General features: G+C 42.7%; 25 protein-coding genes. 10 read left to right on the forward strand and 15 right to left on the reverse strand.

Going from position 1 to position 24947, the window contains the following annotated elements:
* The first annotated feature begins 112 nt into the window (after nt 1–112).
* Nucleotides 113–601 carry a CBO0543 family protein gene (locus tag RCG21_RS01085; RefSeq protein ID WP_308912779.1) on the forward strand — a complete coding sequence of 163 codons (489 nt, stop codon included), beginning with the start codon at nt 113–115 and terminating at the stop codon, nt 599–601.
* 25 nt (nt 602–626) lie between these two features.
* On the opposite strand, the gene RCG21_RS01090 is transcribed toward RCG21_RS01085, so the two are convergent.
* Complete coding sequence (locus RCG21_RS01090) at nt 627–1604, reverse strand: NAD(P)-dependent alcohol dehydrogenase (RefSeq protein WP_308912780.1); 978 nt, start codon at nt 1602–1604, stop codon at nt 627–629.
* A 204-nt stretch (nt 1605–1808) separates the two neighbouring features.
* Between RCG21_RS01090 and RCG21_RS01095 the strand changes: the two genes are divergently transcribed.
* Genes RCG21_RS01095 through RCG21_RS01105 form a run of 3 tightly spaced genes read left to right on the forward strand, consistent with a single transcriptional unit; the run spans nt 1809 to nt 2839 of the window.
* Complete coding sequence (locus RCG21_RS01095; RefSeq protein ID WP_308912781.1) at nt 1809–2180, forward strand: DUF2089 domain-containing protein; 372 nt, start codon at nt 1809–1811, stop codon at nt 2178–2180.
* Complete coding sequence (locus tag RCG21_RS01100; RefSeq protein ID WP_133333027.1) at nt 2181–2564, forward strand: SHOCT-like domain-containing protein; 384 nt, start codon at nt 2181–2183, stop codon at nt 2562–2564. It begins immediately after the preceding gene.
* A gap of 5 nt (nt 2565–2569) precedes the next feature.
* The gene (locus tag RCG21_RS01105) at nt 2570–2839 is read left to right on the forward strand and encodes a hypothetical protein (RefSeq protein WP_133333026.1); all 270 of its coding nucleotides are present in this window, start codon (nt 2570–2572) and stop codon (nt 2837–2839) included.
* A gap of 440 nt (nt 2840–3279) precedes the next feature.
* On the opposite strand, the gene RCG21_RS33440 is transcribed toward RCG21_RS01105, so the two are convergent.
* The 3 genes from RCG21_RS33440 to RCG21_RS01115 all read right to left on the reverse strand — a co-directional run bounded on the left by RCG21_RS33440 (nt 3280) and on the right by RCG21_RS01115 (nt 4220).
* The gene (locus tag RCG21_RS33440; RefSeq protein WP_165976167.1) at nt 3280–3447 is read right to left on the reverse strand and encodes a spore germination protein; all 168 of its coding nucleotides are present in this window, start codon (nt 3445–3447) and stop codon (nt 3280–3282) included.
* 238 nt (nt 3448–3685) lie between these two features.
* Nucleotides 3686–3910 (reverse strand): spore germination protein, encoded by a 225-nt coding sequence (locus tag RCG21_RS01110; protein WP_133333025.1) that lies wholly within the window; start codon nt 3908–3910, stop codon nt 3686–3688.
* An 85-nt stretch (nt 3911–3995) separates the two neighbouring features.
* Nucleotides 3996–4220: a spore germination protein gene (locus RCG21_RS01115; protein WP_026572771.1), complete on the reverse strand. Its 225-nt coding sequence runs from the start codon at nt 4218–4220 to the stop codon at nt 3996–3998.
* A 355-nt stretch (nt 4221–4575) separates the two neighbouring features.
* On the opposite strand from RCG21_RS01115, the gene RCG21_RS01120 reads away from it, so the two are divergent.
* The 3 genes from RCG21_RS01120 (at nt 4576) to RCG21_RS01130 (ending at nt 5851) form a co-directional block, all read left to right on the forward strand.
* Nucleotides 4576–5124, forward strand: a complete 549-nt coding sequence (locus RCG21_RS01120; protein ID WP_308912782.1) for an NADPH-dependent FMN reductase — start codon at nt 4576–4578, stop codon at nt 5122–5124.
* 176 nt (nt 5125–5300) lie between these two features.
* A complete protein-coding gene (locus RCG21_RS01125) occupies nt 5301–5492 on the forward strand; it encodes a hypothetical protein (RefSeq protein WP_308912783.1) in 192 nt (63 codons plus the stop codon).
* Entirely contained in the window at nt 5486–5851 is a 366-nt protein-coding gene (locus tag RCG21_RS01130; RefSeq protein WP_308912784.1) for a DUF3231 family protein, read from the forward strand. The genes RCG21_RS01125 and RCG21_RS01130 overlap by 7 nt, the downstream gene beginning before the upstream one ends.
* 633 nt (nt 5852–6484) lie before the next feature.
* On the opposite strand, the gene RCG21_RS01135 is transcribed toward RCG21_RS01130, so the two are convergent.
* Both RCG21_RS01135 and RCG21_RS01140 read right to left on the reverse strand, forming a co-directional pair.
* Entirely contained in the window at nt 6485–7891 is a 1407-nt protein-coding gene (locus tag RCG21_RS01135; RefSeq protein ID WP_308912785.1) for a M20 family metallopeptidase, read from the reverse strand.
* Nucleotides 7892–7904: 13 nt separating this feature from the next.
* On the reverse strand, nt 7905–9119 hold the full coding sequence (locus tag RCG21_RS01140; protein WP_308912786.1) for an MFS transporter: 1215 nt from the start codon (nt 9117–9119) through the stop codon (nt 7905–7907).
* 173 nt (nt 9120–9292) lie between these two features.
* Between RCG21_RS01140 and RCG21_RS01145 the strand changes: the two genes are divergently transcribed.
* Entirely contained in the window at nt 9293–9520 is a 228-nt protein-coding gene (locus tag RCG21_RS01145; protein WP_308912787.1) for a hypothetical protein, read from the forward strand.
* A gap of 367 nt (nt 9521–9887) precedes the next feature.
* On the forward strand, nt 9888–11510 hold the full coding sequence (locus RCG21_RS01150; protein ID WP_308912788.1) for an SWIM zinc finger family protein: 1623 nt from the start codon (nt 9888–9890) through the stop codon (nt 11508–11510).
* Nucleotides 11511–11944: 434 nt separating this feature from the next.
* On the opposite strand, the gene RCG21_RS01155 is transcribed toward RCG21_RS01150, so the two are convergent.
* The 9 genes from RCG21_RS01155 to RCG21_RS01195 form a co-directional block, all read right to left on the reverse strand.
* Nucleotides 11945–13327 carry a purine-cytosine permease family protein gene (locus tag RCG21_RS01155; protein ID WP_308912789.1) on the reverse strand — a complete coding sequence of 461 codons (1383 nt, stop codon included), beginning with the start codon at nt 13325–13327 and terminating at the stop codon, nt 11945–11947.
* A 331-nt stretch (nt 13328–13658) separates the two neighbouring features.
* Nucleotides 13659–15257, reverse strand: coding sequence for a helix-turn-helix domain-containing protein (locus RCG21_RS01160; protein WP_308912790.1), 1599 nt, complete (start codon nt 15255–15257; stop codon nt 13659–13661).
* Nucleotides 15258–15291: 34 nt separating this feature from the next.
* Nucleotides 15292–16941, reverse strand: a complete 1650-nt coding sequence (gene hutU, locus RCG21_RS01165; RefSeq protein ID WP_308914235.1) for a urocanate hydratase — start codon at nt 16939–16941, stop codon at nt 15292–15294.
* A 48-nt stretch (nt 16942–16989) separates the two neighbouring features.
* Nucleotides 16990–17979: an electron transfer flavoprotein subunit alpha/FixB family protein gene (locus tag RCG21_RS01170; RefSeq protein WP_308912791.1), complete on the reverse strand. Its 990-nt coding sequence runs from the start codon at nt 17977–17979 to the stop codon at nt 16990–16992.
* 12 nt (nt 17980–17991) lie between these two features.
* Nucleotides 17992–18762, reverse strand: coding sequence for an electron transfer flavoprotein subunit beta/FixA family protein (locus RCG21_RS01175; protein ID WP_308912792.1), 771 nt, complete (start codon nt 18760–18762; stop codon nt 17992–17994).
* Between the two features lie 144 nt (nt 18763–18906).
* A complete protein-coding gene (gene hutU, locus RCG21_RS01180; RefSeq protein WP_308912793.1) occupies nt 18907–20574 on the reverse strand; it encodes a urocanate hydratase in 1668 nt (555 codons plus the stop codon).
* Nucleotides 20575–20589: 15 nt separating this feature from the next.
* Nucleotides 20590–21729, reverse strand: a complete 1140-nt coding sequence (locus tag RCG21_RS01185) for an acyl-CoA dehydrogenase family protein (protein ID WP_308912794.1) — start codon at nt 21727–21729, stop codon at nt 20590–20592.
* Nucleotides 21730–21849: 120 nt separating this feature from the next.
* Nucleotides 21850–23034, reverse strand: a complete 1185-nt coding sequence (locus RCG21_RS01190; RefSeq protein WP_308912795.1) for a CaiB/BaiF CoA transferase family protein — start codon at nt 23032–23034, stop codon at nt 21850–21852.
* Between the two features lie 274 nt (nt 23035–23308).
* Nucleotides 23309–23494: a hypothetical protein gene (locus tag RCG21_RS01195; RefSeq protein WP_308912796.1), complete on the reverse strand. Its 186-nt coding sequence runs from the start codon at nt 23492–23494 to the stop codon at nt 23309–23311.
* A 250-nt stretch (nt 23495–23744) separates the two neighbouring features.
* On the opposite strand from RCG21_RS01195, the gene RCG21_RS01200 reads away from it, so the two are divergent.
* Nucleotides 23745–24917: an N-acetylmuramoyl-L-alanine amidase family protein gene (locus RCG21_RS01200; RefSeq protein ID WP_308912797.1), complete on the forward strand. Its 1173-nt coding sequence runs from the start codon at nt 23745–23747 to the stop codon at nt 24915–24917.
* Nucleotides 24918–24947 lie beyond the last annotated feature (30 nt).

The raw sequence follows: 24947 nt of genomic DNA on the forward strand, positions 1-24947 counted from the left end.
TTTTCATTCCCATCCCATAATTTCTCTTTATCATTTCCATAATTATGGAAGTTAATGCAAACTTAAATAATCACTCAATCAATTTGGGCATACTTCAAGATGAGGTGTCGTGATGAAAAAAACATTCGAGAAAAGTGTATTATGGGCTTTATTGATTTTTGGTATCATCTCATTTATAAATTTGATTCGAAAACCTCCTGCTAAAGATTGGTTACTGATCTTTCTTTTTAAAGGATTTTTATCTTCCATATTAGATAATTTAATTGTGAAAAAAGGATACATCAAATATCCGGTTAAATTATTAAAATCCTTTGATTTTAGCTTTATTTTTGATTATTTACTCTATCCGATAACATGTGTTTACTATAACCAGGTTACAAAAAAATCCAATATTTTCGGTGTATTTCTTAAAGTATTCTATTTTAGTATTCCGATGACCGTAACAGAGCATTTCTTAGAAAAATACACGTCTTTAATTAAATTTAAAAAGGGGTGGAATTCCTTTACTAGCTTTTATTCATTGAGTATCACTTTTCTTATTTCTCGGGCCTTTATCGCAATCGTCAGAAAAGCAAATAACAATCCTGTTCCCAAAAATTAATTTTCTTTTGGAACAGGATTGTTATTTAGAGTTGTTCTACCTTTATGACAACATTCCCCTTCTTGTGCCCCTTCTCGACATATCGATGAGCTTCCACAATATCTTCAAACACATAGGTTCTATCAATGACCACTTTTAACATCCCCGTCTCAACCAGTTCTTTAAGAAATTCCAGTGCTTCCGAGGTTTCAGGTGAATTTCGACTTAATAATATTTTCTTGCTGCTAGTCATTTGAGTCCAAAGCATTCGAGCACTTGGCAGCGGCTCCGTGACATTGATATAGGTACCGTCCTTCTTTAACCATTTCATACAAGCTGAAAACGAACTCTTGTTTACCGCTTCAAAAATCACATCATACGTCTCGTCTATCCTGGAAAAATCCTCCGCAGTATAATCCATAACCTTGTCAGCTCCCAGAGATTTGACCCATTCCAAATTCGTGGTGCTGCACACCCCTGTCACGTTCGCTCCGAAATACTTGGCAAGCTGAACCGCATAACTTCCTACACTTCCGGAAGCACCATAAACCAGAACCCTTTGACCTCTTTGTATATTAGCCTTTTTTAGAAAAAATAAGGCTGTGCGGGCTCCAATTGGGATGGCGGCAGCTTCCTCATACGTGATATTGGAAGGTTTAAAGGTTATTGGTCCATCTTCCGGCAGACATTTATACTCAGCATAAGCACCAAAATCCGCTAAAGATGCGGCAAAAACCTGGTCACCTTCCTTAAACCGTTTGACCTCCTTCCCAACGGACTCCACTTCTCCGGCCAGCTCCATTCCTAAGATCGCCTTTTTGGGTTGTCTGAAACCAAGTGTGATCCGGGCAGGCAGCCAAAAGGCCGGAGGAACGGTAAAACTCCGTGACCGAATATCCGCTGCGGTTACGGTGGTCGCTTTTATTTTTACCAGGATTTCATTCTCTTTCGGAATCGGTTTTTCTACCTCTTTTAGTTGAAGAACTTCAGGGGGACCGTATTTGGTGTACACAATTGCCTTCATTCTATCCTCCTCCATCCGTTATATTTATTACTTTTTATAATTAGATAGAACAATTGTGAAGGAACCTCTTTTTAGCAAATAAAATTAAAATATAAATTAATATTATTAATTAATTTTATGTAATTTTTAAATAATATTAATTGTGTTATTCATTTTTTAATTCAGATGTAGTATGATGAGGTTAAGTTAGGAAAGGAGATAAAAATGGCTTATCCACTAATCTCTAATTGTCCGGTTTGCAGCAAGCAATTAACCATTACCAAGCTGCAATGTACTCATTGTCATACCACGGTGGAGAATGAATTTGAATTATCGAAATTTGCAGCTCTTTCACAAGAACAGCTTCATTTCATTGAAATTTTTCTGAAATGCCGTGGAAACATCAAGGAAGTTGAAAAGGAGCTTGGAATCTCTTATCCGACCGTTCGTGGGAAATTGGATGAGATTATTAGCTCACTGGGTTATAACGCAGGAAAGAAAACAGACATCGATAAGAAAAGAATTGTTTCCATGCTTGAAAAAGGGGAAATTACCGCAGAAGAAGCCATACAGTTAATTAAAGAGGGGGAATCCTAAATGAAAGAGGAAATTTCACGTGTATTAACGATGGTTGAGGAAGGGAAACTGGATAAAAAGAATGCGACAGAATTAATAAATGCCTTACAGGGGAAAGAAACCCCCATTCTAGAAAGAAAAGATACACCCTATCTAAATAAAATGCTCAAGATTCGCGTGACATCTGAAGAGGGCGATCATGTAAATGTCAATCTGCCCATAAAGCTGGTAAAGGCAGTTTTAAAAGTGGGAACAAGTATTGCTGAAAAAATCCCAGAAGCTGAAAAATATGTGAAAGATATTAATATTGACCTCTTAATTGAGGCGATTGAAAATGAAGTAGACGGCCAAATCGTTGATATCACCTCGGCCAAAGGTGAAAAAGTATTTGTAACTATAGAGTGATGCCTATGTTAAAAGTGAAAATTAAAACAAAGGATCGAAAATTCACCATACCTGTTCCATATGCCCTTTTAACGATGCTTAGTGCCATTCTTACGTCAGAACGGATATTAAAATATGCAAATAAAGCAATCGAAAAGGAAGGAAAATCCTTTAAGGTTCCAAAAATAGATAGAAAAGATTTGAAACCACTGCTGCATGCACTTTCTGAGAACAAAGGATTACTATTGCTGGAAACCATCCTAAAGGATGGAACAGAAGTAACGGTTAAGCTTTAAAGCATTACTCTTGAAGAATTGACGCAAAAAATGAGCACGCCAAGGCGGCGTGCTATTCTTTATTAATCGCACGCCGCCTTACACCAGCCTAGTCTAATAAAGGTATTTTGTACCATAATTGTTCAACCAATTTCGATAGGTAAGAGCAGCTGGTGATACCGGCGATGGAAAAAATGGCACGTAAATGGGTATATGCCATGGATGGTAGTGATGCAAAATTATGTAGTAAGCCATTCCAATCATCCTCTCATTTAAAGTTACAGTAGATTATGAGTGTTCACCCAAATATGATTGGATGGATGCCTAGTTTATTACAAACATCCTAAAACTAGTGTTACTAAAAGGGCAAGCAAATGCTTGTCCCTTTTGCTTTTTAAGGCTCTTTTCGTCATCTTTGTTTCTGATCGTACAAAATAATGGAACAAAATCGCACTCTGAATTCATATTTTACGTCCTACGTTCGTTATAACGATTGTCCCCGTGTTGTCGCCTCCAGCCCCACGAACTGATTTTGATATAGTTATTGGCGAATTAATAACTGCCCCACCGAAGTTGACAACCCCGCCTGAAATGGTACCAATATGGATACCGTCTTTTTTAACAAACAAGTGTATTCCCCCTAAAGTGCTCTTACATCATTATATGTGCAAGCTGTTATACTTGTTTGTACTTATATGATATGATCAATCGCGCCCTGTCAGGGCTTGACCACCCACACATGAAAAAATACCAAGGAATGTTGTGCCGGCTTCCGCTTTTTTTATGCACTTTCATTCCCTGGTATTTTTTATATTCCCCGAATTTAAGAAATTCCAAATCACGAAGGGGAAAACGGTTGTTATCACTTTAGTTATTACCGTAAACTGGCTGATCTACTACATCAGGGTCAACATAATTTGTAGCATTTACCCCGGTATTGGATATCACTGCTCCCCCTGAGTTAAATCCTCCAGAACCAGCATAGGCTTTGGAATCAGTCTTTGGTGTCAAAAAAATGGAGTCACCAAATTTAACATTACCATCTGTGGTGATATTATCGATTGATACGGGTCCATTAATAATTGCAGGCATTTAGGCAGCCATCCTTTTCATTATTTTTTATTTCTTGGTATTTTAAGAGATTCCAAATCACGAAAGGAAAACGGTTTTTATTACTTTAGGCATTACCAATAGTTGGCTGGTCAACTCCGTCAGGGTCAATAAAATTCGTAGAACTTACACCTGTATTTGTTACTATGAACGCTCCCGTGTTAAATCCACCGGCACCAGCAGGAGTCTTAGATGCAACCTTTGGTGAGTTGAACAAGCTATCACCAAATTGGACATCACCATTTCCAGTGATATTATTTATTGTTACCGGTCCAAAAATAATCGCAGGCATTTTGACAGCCATCCTTTTTATTTAAGTTAAACTCGTTTTAATAGGCTATGCTCCCATTCCTGTTCTTGTGCTTTTTTATTTTAGGCATTTTTTAAAAAGGCGTGCAAACGGTGCACGCCTTTTCCTTGTCATTAGATTCGAACCTTATATTCCTTAACCTTCGGCGGTAACAATCCTGTTCCCCAAAATTAATTATCTTTTGGAACTTAATGATCAAAAGATTGTGTTCGATTAGTTCCACTTTGATGACAACATTCCCCTTCTTATGTTCAGTCCTATGATAAATGGCTCTTGTTACGATAGGCGTTGTACTATATGGTCAAAGTGACAATTTTATACAATAGGAGGATTAACTATGGAAGACTTAAAATCCGAATTACATATTGTGGGGATTTGCGGCAGCTTACGTAAAAATTCGTTTAACCGTGGTTTATTACGTGCATTTGAACAGCAGCTGCCCGATCACATTAAATTTACAATAGCTGATTTATCAGAACTCCCCTTTTTTAGCGAAGAAAGAGAAAACAACTTGCCTGAAACCGTATTAAAACTTAAAGAATTAGTGGAGTCTGCGGATGCTGTAATCGTTAGTACACCCGAATACAATTTGTCCTATACGGCTGTGCTAAAAAATGCTCTAGAATGGTTATCACGCGGTTCTTTACAAAGACCATTAGCAGGCAAACCAACTGCCGTTATGGGTGCTGCCTCCATTCAGGTTGGAGTCTCACAAAGTCATTTACGGGATGTTATGCATGCTTTAAATGTAAAGTTGATCAATAGACCCATTATCCAAGTGGGGAATGCCCGTGAAAAGTTTGATGAGAAAGGAAATCTGATTGATCGCGGTGTAAAAGAGCAGTTAGAGAAATTAAAAGATGAATTCATGAATGTTTTAAACTAATACGCTAGACTGTTCCTTATTTTACATCGAAAATTGATGTTTGGGCTGTAAAGGACGCTAATCTTGGGTTAACAAAGAGTCGTATGCTGCGACTCTTTTTCTTGTTCCCTTAAGGTCTTTCTAAAATTACATTCTTTTTTTAAAAAGTGGAATAATATAGTTTAGGAGGTATGATCATGTCTAATCCTTTTGAAGCGATTTGGAATATGCTTAAAATATCGATTGATACAACAAATGAACCAAAATCACCATTACATATCATTGAAGCGGGTGACTGTTGGACGTATTTAACTTTGATGGAAGAGTTCATTCGTTATGAGGAAATGGGGTTAAATACGACACTGATGATGAAGTCAAAGAAATGTTAACGGATGTAATCCGAATATGTGAATCACAAGTAAAAAAATTAAGCAATTTTATGAAAAAAGAGGGAATTTCCTTACCGGATGTATCATCATCAAAACCAAATTCATACCCAAATGATATTCCTTTAGGAGTAAAGTTGACGGATAATGAACTGGCAAATGGTATAGCTTTCAAGCTAGTTACCTGTTTGCAAGCGTGTTCGAAGGGACAAGCTGATTCTATTCGAAATGATGTCGGATTAATTTGGTTGCAAAACTATCTAGAATGGGCAACGTATGGAACCACCTTAAAAACACTTATGCGTAAACGAGGGTGGCTTAAAGTCCCCCCCTATTACTATCCTCCTGGTCTACCACGATAACAAAAACCAACTCAAATCTTTAAGGGTTGGTTTTTTAATATACTCCATCGGGACATTATTCGGTTTAAAGTCTTAAAACTGTCCTTTCAGATAGGCTGGTGGGACTTTATTCCGCTTAAAGTCTTAAAACTGTCCTTCCAGATTGGCTGGTGGGACTTTATTCCGCTTAAAGTCTTAAAACTGTCCTTCCAGATTGGCTGGTGGGACATTTTTCCCCTTAAAGTCTTAAAACTGTCCTTCCAGATAGGACAGAGGGACATTTTTCCGTTTAAGGTCTAAAAAATGTCCTTCCAGATAGGCTGGTGGGACTATATTCCGCTTAAAGTCTTAAAACTGTCCTTCCAGATTGGCTGGTGGGACATTATTCCGCTTAAAGTCTTAAAACTGTCTTTCCAGATTGGCTGGTGGGACATTTTTCCGTTTAAAAGACAAAAAATGTCCTTCCAGATGGGCCAGAGGGACATTTTTCCGTTTAAAGTCTAAAAACTGTCTTTCCCGATAGGCCGGTGGGACATTATTCCGCTTAAAAGCCAAAGAATGTCCTTCCAGCTGGGTCAGAGGGACATTTTTCCGTTTAAGGTCTAAAAAATGTCCTTCCAGCTGGGCCACACGGTGCACGCCTTTTCCTTGTCATCAGATCCGAACCTTATACTCCTTTACCTCGGGCGGTAATGGACACACATACTCTTCGCCATCCCGACGTTCCACCAGCTCCGCCTTTGCTTTTTCGATGAGTTCCGGCTTCTGCAAAACATCGAACGCGGTTGCGGCCATAATTTTTCCGGCATGAAGCATCCCCTTGTGCGCAATCGAAGTCGTTCCCGTCGCAACAATTTGCCAAGTATGAAGCGGCGTCCCGAGTGGTTCACAGGCCGTCATACATTGCGCAGTCGGCACAATCCAGCTCACATCCCCCACATCCGTTGACCCCGCCATAAATTCATCTAGAGCGAACGGATTAATGAGATTCGCCATATCTTTACCCGCCAAAGCCCGATTCTTCTCCACCTCAAACTTCTTGTCCGCCTCCGCTAGTGTCGCGCGGATTTTTTGTGCAAATTCAAGCTCCTCTTCATTATGTTCAGGTACACCCAATTCCACAAAATTCTCATACATCACTTCTTCTAGCGTTGTATTCGGAATCACATTCGAGAGCGCTGAGGCGAGTTCAATTTCCACCTCGGTGCCAGTCATCAGCGCCGCTCCCCGCGCGATATCGCAAACCCGCTGGTAGATCTCCTTCGTCTGCGAAACCCTTGGTGCCCTCACAAAATACAAAACTTCCGCCTCCGCTTGAACCACATTTGGGGAAAGGCCCCCCGTATTGGTGATCGCGTAATGTACCCGTGCTTCAGGAATGATATGTTCACGTAAATAATTCACGCCGATATTCATCAGTTCAACACCGTCAAGGGCGCTTCTGCCTAAATGCGGGGTTGCTGCCGCATGCGAACTTTTCCCCTTAAATTTGAAATATACTTCATAACAGGCAAGGGTTCTCGCCGACCAAATATTATTCGTGGTTCCCGGGTGCCAGGTTAAGGCAAAGTCGACATCATCAAACACTCCCGCTCTCGCCATAAAGGTCTTGCCGCCGCCAATTTCCTCACCCGGGCAGCCATAATAACGGACCGTCCCTTCGATATTGTTTTCTATCATGTAGGTTCTTAGGGCAATCGCTGCCGCAAGAGATCCCGTTCCGAGCAGATTATGTCCGCAGCCATGACCATTGCCACCTGCTTTTTCGGGAGCCGGTTGTGTGGCGCCGCCGTTTTGACTTAACCCTGTAAGGGCATCAAACTCTCCTAAAAAAGCAATGACCGGTTTGCCGCTGCCGTAGCTGCCGATAAAAGCGGTTTCAATATCGGCAACGCCTTTTTCTACTGAAAATCCCTCTTCTTCTAGTGTCTTACATAGGAGGTCTGCTGATCGAAACTCCTCGAAGCCTGTTTCAGCGTAGCTCCATATTTTATCACTTACTTGAATCAGTTTTTCCCGCTTTTCTTCAATAATTTGTGATAATCTCGTGCGAAAATCCATGTTTGGTCACCTCTTATGCTGATTGATTATTCTCTATGATACTAGGGTTATTTTTTGGAATTTTATAGAATAGGCCGCAAATTAAAACAACCGCCAGTGCACAAATGAGGAAGATGAATGCTGCTTGGAACGATCCTCCAAAGCTGTCGATTAGCGCCCCCATTGCCGTTGGTGCAATAAACCCGGCCATTCCCCCGGCAAAATACATCATTCCCATAAACGAGCCAATGATATTCTGCGAAACATATTTGAGCGGAATCGTGATAATTGCCATCGCAATCGCTGAATCGCCCACGGAGAAGATACTTTGATACGTAAGTGCCACTTGAATATTTGGTGCCTTGAACATTAAATACAAACAAATACCGGAAACAATTGCGCCGATTAAAACGATGAATTTTTCCTTGCCTGCTAAGGACTTGTCGATTAAAAAGCCTGTAAGAACGGCCGCTAGCAATCCACATGCTTGTGGAATCATCGAAAGTGAGCCCACATCTCGTAAATTCAGGTGGCGGGTTTGCTCCAAATATGAAGGCAGCCAGGAGGAGAATCCCCAGTGGACCACACTTGAACAAAAATACATGATGACGATCGTCCATAGAAGCTTACTTTTATATAGGTCTTTCATTGGTAAGGAATTTGAATGATTGCTGGTTGATTTTTCAACCTTCGGTGGATTGTAATATTTAAAGAGTAATAGGGTTACAACGAGACCTAGACCGCCAACGATGTAAAACATCACCCGCCAGCCCCATGTGTCTGCGATGACGCCGGCAAGATATAGGGCGAGGACCCCGCCGATTAATTGTGCCGCAAGCAGCATCGACTTGGCTCGTGCACGTACTTCTCTTTTGTAAATTTCGGTGATCGCCACACCAGAGCCTGTTGGAAGACCCCCGTCCCCTAATCCAAGAACAAAACGAATTGCTAGAATTGCGATAAATGATCCGGTCATCCCGGTTAACAATGAAAATAATGAAATGATAAATACAGCAATGACGATGACTTTCCTGGATCCAAATTTGTCAGAGACCCAGCCGGCAATCAGAGTCATTAACGCACTGCTCAACCAGAAGCTGCTAATCACCATCCCGCTTTGAGTCTGTGACAAATGCAACTCTTTACTAATCGGAATAATTGCCACATTCATCCCAAACAACGTCAACGAATCCACCAACCACCCAAGGAACAACAACGAGAAAATAAAATGACGCCTACCACTACCCATCCAACTCACCCTCCATCTTTGATTTTTATTTTCGGTTAATAACGGTCTTGACCATAATTATATAACCCAACTTGCCATCGCGCAATAGATTTCTAAATATTCGACAAAATCCGGGCGGTGCCTGTCACCACCCGGATTTTGTCGAATTGCTTAGTGAGCGGGTTGAAATCGAAGTGGACGGTAAAGTTGCAAAAGTGGAGGGTAAAACTACTGAGCTGGTGTGTAAATGGCCTAAACCGGTGGGTGAACCTTTAAAAGTGGAGGGTACATGGATTGGTAGGCAGTTGGTTGGTGGATTTTTCGTAGTTTTGTTTGAAAATCTCACTTTTCCCCTCATAAAAATGGAGGGTAAGTTACCTTTTTCGGAATTTAGATCAATGAGAGGTCGTAGTGGACGGTAAAACAGCAAAAGCGGAAGGTAAAACTACGGAACTGGTGGGTAAATGACCCAAACCGGAGGGTAAATCCAAAACCCCAAAAGCAAAAAGTACCCAAAATAAAAACTAGCCCCTTATCGTAAACCCTAGATTAATCGGCTAGAAGGTAACCAAATCAGAGCTAGAATACGATAGGAACTAGTTCATTAATAACAGAATGCCCAAAACACAATAATTTATGCACCATAAAAGAAAAAATCCAATCGACAAAATTCAGGCGGTGCCTGTCACCACTCGAATTTTGTCGATTCAAGCACTCCCCTCCTCTTACTATGATTTTTTGGGTATAATAGTGGAATATGGATTTTTTCGGGTAAAGGGGGTTTTGGTTTTGGAGTTGACGGAGGAGATACAGGGGTTTGCGGACGAGATTAAGGATCTGCTGAGTCCGAATTCCACTGAGGATGCGAGGATGGTCCAAAAGGGGTTGATGCTGTACCGGCAAGGGTTGGTATCGCAGCTATCGTTCGGCAAGAATACAGTCACGGCAACAGTTCAGGATGTGACACCGGTGAAGGTAACCCTCGACCTTACCTTTTTTACGATGAGTGAATGCTCCTGCCCATCAGAAGAATGGTGCCGCCATCAGATGGCTGTTTTTTTTGCAGCCTATTCACAGGTCGGCAGTGTCGCTGAGTGGGTAGAAGCGTGGCGCGAACCGATGAAGGAAAAAATGGCGGCCGCCAGCTGGGGACTCCAGACGGCGAAGGATTTGATCAAGGCCAATGGTGTGTTGAAGCCGGATTACGGACGTTGGGTCCATTCCTTTGAAGTAAGCTTTGATACGCTTCTGCAATCGAAGAAATCGACGAGCCCCTATGTGATTGAGGAATTGTTCAAAATTTATGAGCGGCAGGTTCGTGCCAGTGCCCCGGTGGAGAAAGAATGGCGTCTGCTCTATGAAATGGTTGGAACAGTCATTTCGTTTAAAAAGCTGGCCATGCTCAGTGAGCGGTCGGAACACTCCGAGGAAATATCCAAACGTACCTATGGCAGCGTGTTTGAAAAATTACAGGACGATGCCGAAGAGCTTGTCGAGAAAATCGGCATGCAGTCGATGCCGTTTGATTTTGATGAGTTTATTTTAAAATTGAAAGACGACGCCTTTGATTTGTTGACCTGTGTGCAGCGTCTTGAATTTGAACGGATCTATTTTTACCGCCTGCTTTGGACTAACTTGTTTAAAAAGAAGGACTGGCGAGAAGAGGAAATCTTGAAAATCCATTCACGGATGAAAGAGCTCCAGGATTGGGAAAGGCCAGGACCGCTGATGATTGCCGGGGTTCACTTGAACTTTCTTCTGCAGAAGGATGATACGGCACTTAAGTTAATCCAGGCTTCCGGAGAGGATTGGACTACGCCTTACATCCTTTACTGGATTGATCTTTTGAGCAGCCAGAAAGCATGGAAACGTGTCGGACCGGTAATTGAACTGTTTATCGGAAGAATTAAAAAGTACTTGGATTCTCTGAACGGTTATCATAGTTGTTCAAGTTTTACGAGAACGGCCATTCGGGCGATTGCCCCCTATTGTGGCGGGAACGACCGTTTTGATTTATTTGAAAAGGCATTGATGCAGACGCTTCCTTACAGTTATTCGGATTATGAATATTTGCTGTTTGAACGCGGGATGTTTGATAAATGGGGCGAGCTCCAGGCGTTTGTCGGGTTGAATTTCTATGATATCCCGAAGGACCGGGTGAAGCTGATTGAAAAGGAAAAACCCGAGGTGCTGCTTGCGCTGCTCCACCAATCGGCCCAGCGGGAAATCGACGCCAAAAACCGCTCCAGCTACAAAATGGCCGTACGGCACCTAAAAAAACTGCGGACCATCTACAAAAAAGTCAAACGCGTCGACGACTGGGAATACTTCATCGAAACCCTTATGGAACGAACCAAACGCCTCCGCGCATTCCACGAAGAATGCAAACGGAGCAAGTTGGTCGAAGGTTAATGCGGTGATTCAATACGGTGACAGGCACCGTCCGTGGATTTTTTGCCAATTTTGTCCATTCCACACGGACAGAGGAGAGATACTGCTTTGGCGGTGTCTCTTTTTTATTTAGGGTTTGAATTTATGTTCCGTTTCACACCATTTATGTTCCAATTTAGTGATTATATGTGCAAATCCACCTTAAATTGCAAAAAGCCAGGCATTTTGCATGGCCCTGGTAACTTTCTTCTCTCCATACTTATTGCATCAAGCCCCAATTACCTGATATCTCCAATTCAAAGATACCTTTTTCATTGGATTTCTGATTTATGTTCCATATTAATCAATTTATGTTCCATTTCACCAATTTTATGTTTCTCTCCAGCTACTATATGAACCATACTATTCTTGATTATATAAAAAGCCAGGCATTCCGCCTGGCTCTAGTACCTACTTTATTTTTCAATCCTGAACCGCTCATTTTGAATACCTTCACTCGGTATATTGATTTTCTTTTTCATTGGATAGTAATAAAGAACCGTTGGTACCACTAACCCCACCATCCAGGCCAAATCAGTGCCATCCAACGCCTTGGCAATCGGGCCAACGTACATGGTGGTGTTCACAAATGGAATTTCGAGCACGACCGCAACTAAGTAAGAACTAATCGCAATCCAATTGAATTTTCCGTACTCGCCATTCACATCAAAAATCGCCTCTACATTATATTCACCGTGGCGAAGCATATAATAGTCTACCAGGTTAATGGCCGTCCAAGGAACCATAAAATAAGACAATAATAGGATAAGATTCTCAAAGTTTTCAAGAAAATTGCCGTGACCCCAAACAGATAAAACAGTCCCAACAATCGCTGTAGAAAATACTAGCCAAAAACGTGCTCTCGTTGTTCCCTTTAGCTTGGTGAACGCTTCTAGCGTCGTCGTAACAGACATAAACGCCCCGTAAAGGTTCAAAACATTTACTCCAATTACCCCTAAGATAATAACAAAATACATGAAAATTCCAAACTGTGGACCAACCAGCTTCACAAGCCCTGCGCTGGCATTATCAAGAAATTTCGGGATAGCCGCTGTTAAAAATACACCTAATGACATCATCCAAACCGTCCCAACAACGGTTCCTGCATAAGAATAACCAAATGTCTTAGAAGCCGGTGTATTGCTAGGAAGATATCTAGAATAATCTGCTACGTATGGTGCATATGTTAGTTGCCACGTAGCGACAATACTAATGGTTAATAAAAATGGACCTAAATCAAAATGAGTTGGATCCCATGAGCCAGCTGGTAAGGGGAGACGGAAAATTTCATAGGTGACAAATAGAAAGACAATCGCAAATAAAATAGCAAAATAGCGTTCAAGTCGATGAATTAAATCGTAACCTAAAATTGTAATGAAACAGGTAATAACGCCTAAGAGGATAATGCCTCCATTGATGGGGATGGAAAATGCACTGCTGAGCGCCTGAGCACCCAAAACACTGCTTCCGGCAAAGAAACCGATATACATAAGTGTTACAATGATTAGAGGCAGGACTGCACCAATCACACCAAATTGGGCGCGGCTTTGAATCATTTGTGGAACCCCGAGCTTTGGACCCTGAGCTGAATGGGAAGCCATGAAAACGGCGCCGACTAAGTTGCCTAAAACAATTGCAACAATACTCCAAAACAGATTTAAGCCGAACTCAATCGCTAAAGCCCCCGTTACAAGCGTGGTAATTTGCATATTGGAGCTAAACCAAATCGAAAATAAATTCCGAACACTTCCATGTCGCTCCTCTTCAGGAATATATTCTATCGTGCGTTTTTCAATCATTAAAACCCCACCATTCCCTTAATTTTTAGATGATGACTCACCATTCGCAACCGCTTACAATTGCCTTCAAGCCCTCCTTTTTATAAAATGGATTTTAAACTATTACTAATTGTCTAAATATTATCAATACTGCTATAGTATAAAAAGTAGATAATTTTACTAAATGGTCGATTATTTTTCGTTTGAATTCCTTTTTACGATTGCCGTCAAATTCAGATTCCCAGCAATAGAATGAACATTGGAAGATACGAAATTACGATCAAACGATGAAACCTCGAAACTGGTTCCAATGCCCAATAAAACCCCAACACACAGCATGCATTCGGGTTTCTTATTCCTGTGTTCCAAGCAAGGAATTCCGATATTTACTTGGGGTCTTCCCGCAAACTGATTTAAACACCCGGCTAAAATAGCGGGCATCATGGTAGCCCACAGCATTGGCCACCTGGTATACGGTTTGATTTAAATTCGTCAGCATCTCTTTTGCTTTTTCAATACGCAAATGGGTCATATATTCAATGAATGAAGTGCCGGTTGTTTTTTTAAAAAGATTACTAAAATAATTCGGGCTTAATTGAACATGGCTGGCGACCTGCTCCAATGATATATTTTCAACATAACGCTGATCAATAAAAGTAATGGCTCTTTGAATGGACTTCAATGCAGCCTCATTATAATCATCCAAAACTCTGTCTAACAGCTGCTTCATGGCCTCTGAAAACCATTGCTTCATTTGAATCGTATTTTCAACCATCAGTAAATCCCTGGCATATTGGAGATGAATCGAGATAATATCTTTTGGCTTTGCCCCACCATTTATAGCCGATCGGGCTAAAGTCGTCAGTAGATCAAGAATTTGCAACTTTAAAACTTCCGGGTCAACATTTTGCTGCGCAAATACATTGTCAAACACCTTTTCCAATTTTTCCCCCATGCCGACAAAATCCCCGACCGTCAACTTATTCGCTAACGTTTCAATCTCATTGTTCGGAAGCAGAGCTGTCTCACTCTCGAACGGCTTCAAATCGGCAATATGAAAAATTGTATCGGTTCCAGCAAAGAATTTATAGGTTTGAGCCTGTAATGCCTCTTGATAGGAAACATGTAAATTTCGGGCGTCCTCGTAATAATGACCGGTTCCAATCGTTACGGTATTCCCCGTTTTCTCATGGATATAGTCTTTTATTTTTCCGCCATATGCAGTAGCTAATTGCTTATATTCGTCCGTACTGCTTCGTAATGGAATCGAAAGCAGTACCGCAATTTTGTCCGGTGCGGTCACGATCGGCAAGATTTCGCCGCAGTCTTGATCCTGAAACTGCTGAATGGCCGTGATGATTTCGTTCCGAATCGTATGCTCCCAAAGCTTGCTTTTATTTTTCGTAAGGCGATGAAATTCATCAATATGAATGACCATCGCGGTGTTCGGGACAACCGAAAGACCCGCCCATTTGCTGCGGTCCCATATCTCCTTCGAATTCTTTACATTTCCAAAAATTAAATCATAGGCAAGGTTGCTTTTTAATGAAGTATTACTGACTTTTGACTTACTTTCATTATGAAAAGTGGATGCCTTTTTCTCCATATCCGCCCTACATTCGTGTAGCAGGTAATAAAGGCTTGTGTCGGAAATGGGCTTTTGTAAGCAATCAAAAGCACCTTTTTTAAAAAATTGACGGAGTTCTTCTTTTGAAAAATTTGATTTAAGAATAATCCAGGGGATGGGCCGTCTTTCATCGATGATTTTCCGGTCCATCTCGTCCATATCGAGAAACAAGAGTTGGGGTTGGTTCTGCTTAATCCTGTTTTCCCAATCACTCCTGACGTCATAAACCTTAAACGTAAAGTGAAAATGGTATTTTGTATTAACTGATTCGATTAGCTGTATGGCTGTTTCGTCATTTGAAATCATGACAAGCGTCTGGTTCATTGGATCACACCCCTTCACTAAGAAGTATTGCATGCTAGAGTGGTTTGTTGATTCCATACTTTTCTATCATTTTTTTCGCTGTTGGGTAGCCGGCATCGGCATGGCGAATGATATTTAAACCGGGGTCAATTTTTAACAGCCGCTTTAATTTTTCGTTGGCCTCTATGCTGCCATCTGCCACCGCTGTCATACCGGAGTGAATCGAGTTGCCAATCCCCACACCGCCCCCGTGCTGAATGCTGACCATCGTTGCACCTGCACAGGTGTTCAACAATCCATTTAAAATCGGCCAGTCCGCGACTGCATCGCTTCCATCCATCATCCATTCCGTTTCACGATTCGGCGCCGCCATCGTACTGCCCTCCGAATGATCACGGGTAATTGCTACAGGCGCAGCGAGCTCGCCTGATGCAACCATATGATTGATGATTTCTCCGATTTGTTCACGCTCCTTATAATCCAGCCAACACGTTCTTGCCGGCAGTCCGTAAAAATAGATTTTATCTTGGACATAGCGAATCCAGCGGCAAATCCGTTCATCGCTATTAAACTTGGATAATATTACTTCATCAATTTTATAAATATCACCGGGGTCGCCCGATAAAGCAATCCAGCGGCAGGGACCACGTCCTTCACAATAGAGCGGTCTCAGGTATTCCGAAATAAATCCCGGGAAGGCAAATGCTTCTTGATATCCCGCCTTTGAAGCTTGGCCACGGATATTATTGCCATAATCGAACACTACTGCACCACGTTCCTGAAAAGCGCTCATCGCTTTAACGTGGCTGATGATGGTTTTTGAGGCTAACTCCACATACTTTTCCGGTTTTTTATTTCGTAAAAAATCTGCCTGGTCCAAGGTGACTCCACTTGGAATATAGCCGTGCAATAAATCATGGGCTGCTGTTTGATCGGTAACCACATCAGGTGTGACGCCGCGCGTAATCAAGTCATTGTATACGTCGGCAGCATTTCCGAGCAGCGCAATCGCCATCGGTCTTTCATGGAGGGCCGCTTCATTTGCCAGCTCTAGTGCTTCGTCAACCGTATGAACCATGATATCACAGTAGTTGTTCAACAGGCGTCGCCCAATCTTTTTTTCATCGATTTCCACAACGATGGCTACTCCGCCATTCATCGTTACCGAAAGAGGCTGTGCCGAACCCATGCCTCCTAAGCCCGAGGTGAGTACAATTTTGCCTTTTAAGGTTCCATTAAAATATCGCTTGGCAACTTCACTCATCGTTTCAAATGTTGCCTGCAGCACACCTTGAACGCCAATATACGCCCAAGATGCTGCGGTTGCTTGTCCATACATCGTTAAACCCTTGTCCTCCAGGCGCGAGAATTCCTTCCAGGTTGCCCATTTGGGAACAACCATGGAAGAAGAAGAAATCACGCGTGGAAAAAAAGGAAAGGTGCGGAAGGAGGCTACCGGTTTTCCTGATTGAATCATCAAAGTCCAATCCGGCTCTAATTGTTTCAGCTCTTTGATAATCACTTCAAGCATTTCTTTGTTTCGCGCCGCTTTCCCCGTTCCCCCATAGACGATTAATTCTTGATTGTTCTCGGCAACACGCGGATCCAAGCTGTTCATTAATAAGCGCATTAATGCCTCTGTTTCCCAACTTTTACATGAAAGCTCCCTACCGATTGGCGAAGAAATCGTTTTCAAAATCGCCAGTCCTCCTTCCTCTTTTAAAACATTTAAAAAACCCACGATTGAAAAATGTTATCCCACTGCAACTTCAGTTGTTTCAAGAATCTGCTTAAATTCTTTTATTAAGAGCGGCAGCACTTCAAATAGGTCGCCCACAATCCCAAAGTCCGCAATGGAAAAAATATTGGCTTCCGGGTCTTTGTTGATGGCAACTACCACCTTTGAATTGGACATTCCTGCCACATGCTGGATCGCACCGGATATTCCACAGGCAACGTACAGATCAGGGGTGACCACCTTTCCGGTTTGGCCAATTTGCAGAGAATAATCACAGTATCCGGCATCACAGGCTCCCCTTGACGCACCTACTGCTCCGCCCAGTACATCGGACAACTCTTGAAGCAAGGTAAATCCCTCAGCGCTTTTTACTCCTCTGCCGCCGGAAATTATCACTTTCGCTTCGGTCAAATCAACCCCGGTTACCGCCTTTCGAACGACCTCTTTGACAATGGTCCGTAGATCCTTTACCTCTACTTTAACGGAATGGATCTCCCCTTGTCTCCCTACTTCTTTTTCCAGTGCAGCAATATTATTCGGCCGAATGGAGATAAGTGATGTTCCTTCGATTATCTGCTTTTCCTCGAAAGCTTTTCCGGCATAGACCGGACGTGTACAAATGATTTCACCCTCGCTCGGGGTAATTTCAACCACATCCGAGATTAACCCGGCATCCAATTTTGCAGCAATTTTTGGCGATAAATCCTTGCCAAAGGATGTGTGGCCAAAAACGATTGCCTCTGGCTGCTCAGTGCTGATGATTTGCATTAATGCTTGTCCATATCCATCTGAAGTATAGCTACCGAGTTTTTCATGTTCAGCTAAAATGACACGGTCTGCCCCGTATTCCACTAAGTCTATCGCTATCTCTTGGAACCCGTTCCCGATTAGCAGTCCAATGATTTCCCCACCGTCTGCCAAAGCAGTAGCAGCCGCAATGGCTTCAAATGAAACCTTTCTTATTGCCCCATTTCGAACTTCTCCGACCACAAGTACTTTTTTCATCGTCCGTCCTCCTTATCCGATTACTTTCTTTTCATTATAAAGAAGGGAAACAAGCTCTTTTGCTTGGTCAGCAAGCTCGCCTTGCAGTACATATCCTTCTTCTTTTTCCGGTGGTAAAAAGGTTCTTACTTTTTTTGTTTTTGGAGCAATTTCGTCCTCGTTTACGTCGATATCATCTAATTCAAGGGTAGTAAGCGGCTTTTTCTTAGCTTTCATGATCCCTGGAAGTGATGGGTACCGAGGCTCGTTCAATCCTTGTTGGGCTGTGATCAACAATGGTAAGGTGGTTTCAATGACTTCCGTATCCCCTTCGACATCGCGATGAACGGTCACAGTTGTTCCGTCTATTTGCAGGTTGGTAACAGTTGTCACATAAGGAATGTTTAATAACTCAGCAACACGCGGGCCGACTTGTCCGGTGCTGTTATCGATGGTGGCGTTCCCTGCTAAAATGAGATTAGGATTTTGGTCTTTTAAGTAAGCTGCGAGAATTTTGGCGCTAACTTGCGGATCCAGCTCCTCTTCGTATTCAATTAAAATAGCTTTATCGCAGCCCATCGCAAGTGCTGTCCGTAATTCACTTTCCGTTTCTTCGTCTCCCACTGTTACAACAGTAACCTCGCCGCCATGTTTTTCTTTGAGTTGTAGCGCTTCTTCGATGGCATATTCGTCATATGGGTTAATAATGAATTTTGCATCGTTTTGATCAATTTCTCCTTGATGAACAGTGATTTTTTCCTCGGTATCAAATGTGCGTTTTAGGAGCACATATAGGTTTAACATGGTTTGGCACCTCCATTTTTTTATAGGTGGGGGCGGGGGTTGAGACAATTGGCGTGCGTTATGCGACATTTGAGACAACCTTCCGCTCGTTGCAGTCCTCTTTCCGCAAGTCAGCCAACTCCCCCCTCCTTCCACAAGTAAAACTTATTCCTCCAGCATTGGAATCCTCACGCCTCTTTCTTTTGCCACCTTGATTGCTTTATCATAGCCAGCATCCGCATGTCGAATGACGCCCATCCCAGGATCGGAAACCAATACCCGTTCAATCCGCTCGGCCGCTTCCTTCGAACCATCGGCCACAAGCACCTGACCGGCATGCTGGGAATACCCCATGCCCACGCCGCCCCCTTGGTGAATGCTCACCCAGCTTGCACCGCCACATGTATTGATTAAGGCATTTAAAATCGGCCAATCGGCAATTGCGTCACTGCCGTCCCTCATGGCTTCCGTCTCGCGGTTTGGAGAGGCTACCGAACCGCTATCCAGATGGTCTCGGTCAAAGACAATCGGTGCGCTGATTTCCCCGCTCGCGACCATCTCATTAATTTTCAAAGCAAACCTATGCCGTTCTCCGTATCCCAACCAGCAAATCCGGGCAGGAAGGCCTTGCCATTTCACCATTTTCTGCGCCATTTCAATCCAGTTCACTAGCGATTTGTCCTCAGCAAACATTTCGAGAGCTACCTGATCGGTTTTATAAATATCTTCCGGATTTCCTGACAACGCCGCCCATCTAAACGGACCTTTTCCTTCACAAAATAGCGGACGAAGATATGCCGGTACAAATCCTGGAAAATCAAATGCGTTTTCTACTCCCATTTTTTTCGCATATGCGCGAATGTTATTGCCGTAATCAAACGTTTCCGCTCCAGCCTGTTGCAAATCCAGCATCGCTTGGACATGCACGGCCATGGATTCCATTGCATTTTGTTCATAGGTTTTCGGGTCAGTCTTTCTAAACACTAATGCCTCGTCGTAAGTCATTCCATGTGGTACATACCCATTGATTGGATCATGTGCACTCGTTTGATCGGTCACGATGTCCGGGATTACCCCGCGTTTTACAAGTTCTGGATAGATATCTGCGCAATTGCCGACAAGACCAATTGAGGCAGGCTCTCCTTTTTCCGTAAGCTCTTTTACCATCAGAAGTGCTTCATCAAGCGTCTCGCAAAGGTAATCACAATACCCCTCTTTGATTTTCCGTTCAATGCGCTGCCTGTCCACTTCAACCACCAGAATGACAGCCTTTGCCATTTTTCCAGCGAGGGGCTGGGCACCGCTCATCCCACCCATGCCTCCGGTTAAAATAAATCGGCCGGTTAAGTCAGCGGTACCGAATGCTTTTTTTCCAGCTTCTACAAAACTTAAGTACGTTCCTTGTAAAATTCCCTGGGCACCGATATAGATCCAGCTCCCGGCTGTCATTTGCCCGTACATCATCAAACCTTTTTCTTCTAATTCATAGAAGTGGTCCCAGTTCGCCCATGCCGGAACAAGATTGGAATTGGCGATTAATACCCGTGGGGCCATTTCATGTGTTCGAAATATACCAACCGGCTTCCCAGATTGAATTAACAGCGTTTCATTGTTTTCAAGATTCTTGAGCGACTTGACAATTGCATCAAAGGACTCCCAATTTCGTGCCGCTTTGCCAATCCCGCCGTAAACCACAAGCTCATCCGGATTTTCCGCGACCTCCGGATCCAAATTATTCATCAACATGCGTAATGCCGCTTCTTGCACCCAGCCTTTACAGGAAAGTTCCGTTCCGGTTGGAGACTTTATAACACGTTTGGTTTTGGTAACCATGATTTTTCCCCCCATTTATTTTAATAAGTGACTAGCAATGACCATTTTTTGTACTTGGGAGGTTCCTTCAAAAATCTCCAGAATCCGTTGGTCGCGATACATCCGCTCCACTGGATATTCCTTCATGTAGCCGAATCCTCCGTGGATTTGCACCGCTTTGTGAACGACACGATGGGAGGCCTCTGAAGCCATCAACTTCGCAATGGCCGCCTCTTTTGAAATTCGGTAGCCCTCTTTATCTTTTAAACTAGCAGCATAGTACGTATACAGCCTGGCCATTTCCACATCTGCAGCCATCTCCGCCAGCATCCACTGCAATCCTTGGTATTGTGCAATCGGCTTATTGAAGGCGATTCTTTCTTTTGAATAGGAAACCGCTGCATCAAGTGCCGCTTGGGATAATCCTACTGCCATTGCTGCAATCCCAATTCGGCCGCGGTCGACGACACTCATGGCAATTTTAAAGCCTTCGCCTTCTTTTCCGACCAAGTTCTCTTTTGGAATCCGACAATTTTCAAAAATCACTTCGTGAGTCCGCGCGCCGCGAATTCCCATTTTGTCATCGCCTGCTCCGAAAGAAATTCCTGGAGTACCTTTTTCGACAATAAATGCGCCAATTCCTTTTGTTCCGGCAGCCGTATCGGTTTTGGCATAAACGACGATAATATCGGCTTCGGCACCATTGGTGATGAAATGTTTTGTTCCATTAAGAACATACTCATCGCCATCCAAACGGGCATTGGTTTTCATTGAGCCTACATCCGTTCCTCCGTTTGGTTCGGTTAAACCAAAGGCAAATAATTTTTCACCTGTGCACCCCGGCACTAAGAAATTTTCCCTCTGCTCTTGATTCGCTGCCAGGAAAAGTCCGTCAATTCCTAGGTAATGTGCGGTTAAAATCGAGCCTGTTGCTGCGCAGGCATAGGTGATTTCTTCAACAGCAATCGCTTCTGCAATCGAATCGGCTCCCACCCCGCCATCTTTCTCCGGATAAGCAATTCCCAATAATCCTAACTCTGCCAGCTTGCTGATATGTTCCGTTGGAAAACGGTTTTGTTCATCTAATTCCGCTGCTTTTGGTAAAATAACTTCGCGGCTAAAGTCTCTTACCATAGCTCTTATACTTTTTTGTTCATCTGTTAGTTCGAAATTCATTTGTTTTGGCTCCTTTTTAATATTGTTTTTTTGATCTGCGGATAAGGTGCTTAGATTCGCTGATAAAGAGCTTAGATCCGCTGATAAGGTGTAATTTTTATACTGTGTATTTCTATATATCTATACTTCCTGCTCCTCTAAGTCTTGTAATCTCTTCCAATCCCACTTTAATACGTCCTTTAACACTTGGCCGGTGTGTTCACCAAGGATCGGGGATGCTTCTTTTATAATTGCAGGAGTTTGGGAAAGTTTAACCGGATTTCCTGGTATCTTCATTTTCCCTGCCATTGGATGGTCGACTTGAATGAGCATTTCCCTCGCTTTTGTATGTTCATCTTCACATACATCCCTAATGGTTAGGATGGGGGAGCATGGAATCCCGCCTTTAGAAATCATCTCGACCGCTTCAGCAACGGTATATCCACTCAACCAAGTTTCAATGATCGCTTTCAACTCGGTTTCGTTTTTCGTACGTAACGAATCAAGGCAAAATCTTTTATCTTTAATCAACTCAGGCTGATTCATAACCTCCGCTAATTTTTCAAATAAAGATTCATTGGCAACCGCAATCACCACATGGCCGTCTTGGGCTTGAAAGATATCAAACGGTGAACTAATTGGGTGCCGACTGCCAATGCGTTCTGGTACTATTCTATCTACCGTGTAGCGCATCACATTATTTTCTAAGAGAGCAAAGATACTATCCGTCATGGCAACGTCGATCAATTGTCCCTCACCCGTGCGTTCTCTGTGGAACAGTGCTACCATGATCCCATATACCGCGTAAAGAGCGGCGCTCATGTCACCTAGTGAAGCGCCAGAACGTGTAGGCGGATCGTCCGGATGACCGGTTATGCTTGTCATCCCACCCATCGCTTGGGCAACCAAGTCATAGGCTGGCCGCTGACTATACGGGCCATATTGGCCAAATCCTGAAATTGAGGTATAAATGATAGACGGATTCAATTCCTTTAGGCTTTCATAATCCAGTCCTAGTTTTTTCATTACTCCTGGGCGGAAATTTTCTACCACTACGTCCGATTCTTTAACTAATTCCTTTATTGCCGTAATGGCATGTGGATTTTTTAAATCTAGTGCCATACTTTTTTTACCACGATTTAAATAGACAAAGTAACCGCTTTCACCGTTCTGAAACGGACCGAAGTGCCTCGTATCATCCCCTGCACCGGGTCTTTCAATCTTAATTACTTCCGCACCCATGTCTGCCAAGAGCATCGTACAATACGGTCCGGCCAACACTCTCGTAAAATCTAATACTCGAACATTCTCAAGTGATCGCTGCATCGCCTTTCCTCCTTTTGATTTCGTAATTCCATTATCTCCTCCCAGATCAAAGGATTATAGTCTGAATTATTACTCTTTTGTAGACTATTTTAAGGTCCACCGAAAAATAATCCACCAATACGGTGACAGGCACCGCCCGTGGACTTTTCCATCACTTTGTCCATTCCACACGGACATAAATAGAGGTGGTGGTAAGCTTAAGCCCTAAAACAGCTAAAGAGCCAGGCATCCATGCCTGGCTCTTGTCATTTTCCTACATCATAAAAATTACGTGTCATATATGTTTGTTTTTGATTTGCTCATGGATATACTTTTCTAATTGCGTCTGTAAGACGGATATATAATTCATCATCGCCATTCTGACAATCGATGGATAGTAGCGATTATATAGTTCGAACTCACATTCCTCTAAATCCATCTTTTTTACTGCAATCATTTTATTTAACTCCTCAGCAGACATCGTCCATTCCCCCTACATTTTAAACAAACCCATTCATACTCCTCACTAGCACTCTCTCAATAAATCTTGTATAGAATCAGGATAGACAAAAGTTTCAAAGATTATACTAGAATTTCGGCTCTATTTGTTTCTTAAACTCTTTTTAAAAAAAACCTACACTTGTAATCTGCAAATTAAAAATTCTAGATTATATTTTGCTAGAAACCTGTCCATACTAGTTTTAGAGTTTGAAAAAGAAGGAGGTTACAAAATGATCAAAACCAAACTCAAGAACTTCGGCCTAGCCAAACTACTCATCGGCCTTAGTGTCATCGCCATTCCCTTTGTCGAAATGGATCAAGATGTATACGCAAATCCCTCCCCAGCGAAAGTCACCGTAACAGCAACCAATCTGAACGTCCGGGAATCTCCTAGCATTTCAGGCAAGGTGATGGGTCTTGTACATAAAGGGGACACGTTTGTTGTTATGAAGAAAAAGAACAATTGGGACCAAATTAAGCTGAAAAACAACCAAACAGGCTGGATCAGCCACGCTTACACGGCCCCGCCGAAAAATGTAGGAGCAACCGTAAAAGTCGATTTTCTAAATGTTCGCACGGGTCCCGGCGTATCGAACCCCGTCATCGGCAAATTAGATTGGGGAGCCCAGATCACGGTTCAGGCAGAACAAGCAGGCTGGGCCAAAATCGTATCTTCCTCCGGCATCAAGGGGTGGGTAAACGAATATTACATTACAAAACACGAACCGAACAAGTTTCACACACAAGCTTTTTCTAAACCTCCAACATCAAAGAACACTACGGACCATGACAAAAAGAGTTCTGCACCCGCAACAGTATCACCTAAGACCACGACAGCCAAAACAACAATCCAAGGCCCCCTTAGCGGAAAAACTATCGTTCTTGACCCCGGTCATGGCGGAGTCGATATCGGGACCACAAGCATTGACGGTACACATGAAAAAAAATTAACCCTTGAAACAGCCAAAGCAGTAGAGCAAAAGCTTAAAAATGCCGGTGCACATGTCATTATGACCCGGACAAATGATACCTATATTTCTTTACCAGAACGATCTAACATCTCAAACCAAAACGGTGCCGATGCCTTTATCAGCTTCCATTACAATTGGATCAAAGACCCTTCCGTTAATGGTATGACTGATTTTTACTATCAAAAATCAAGAGATAACGAATTAGCCTCCCACATTCTAAAGGAAGTTGCCAAAACAACGAAATTAGAGAATGTTGGTACAAGATTCAATAACTTAAGTGTACTGCGAAATAACTCACAACCTAGTACCCTTATAGAGCTTGGTTTCCTATCAAATAAACAAGATGATGCAGTTGTGGAAGGTTCTGCTTTCAATGAAAACGTCGCTCAGGGGATTTACTTAGGATTGCTAAATTATTTTTCGAAAAAGTAAAATGGGACCTCATTACGAAGTCCCATTTTA

The sequence above is a fragment of the Bacillus salipaludis genome, from assembly GCF_030938565.1.
Classification (GTDB): domain Bacteria; phylum Bacillota; class Bacilli; order Bacillales; family Cytobacillaceae; genus Neobacillus; species Neobacillus salipaludis_A.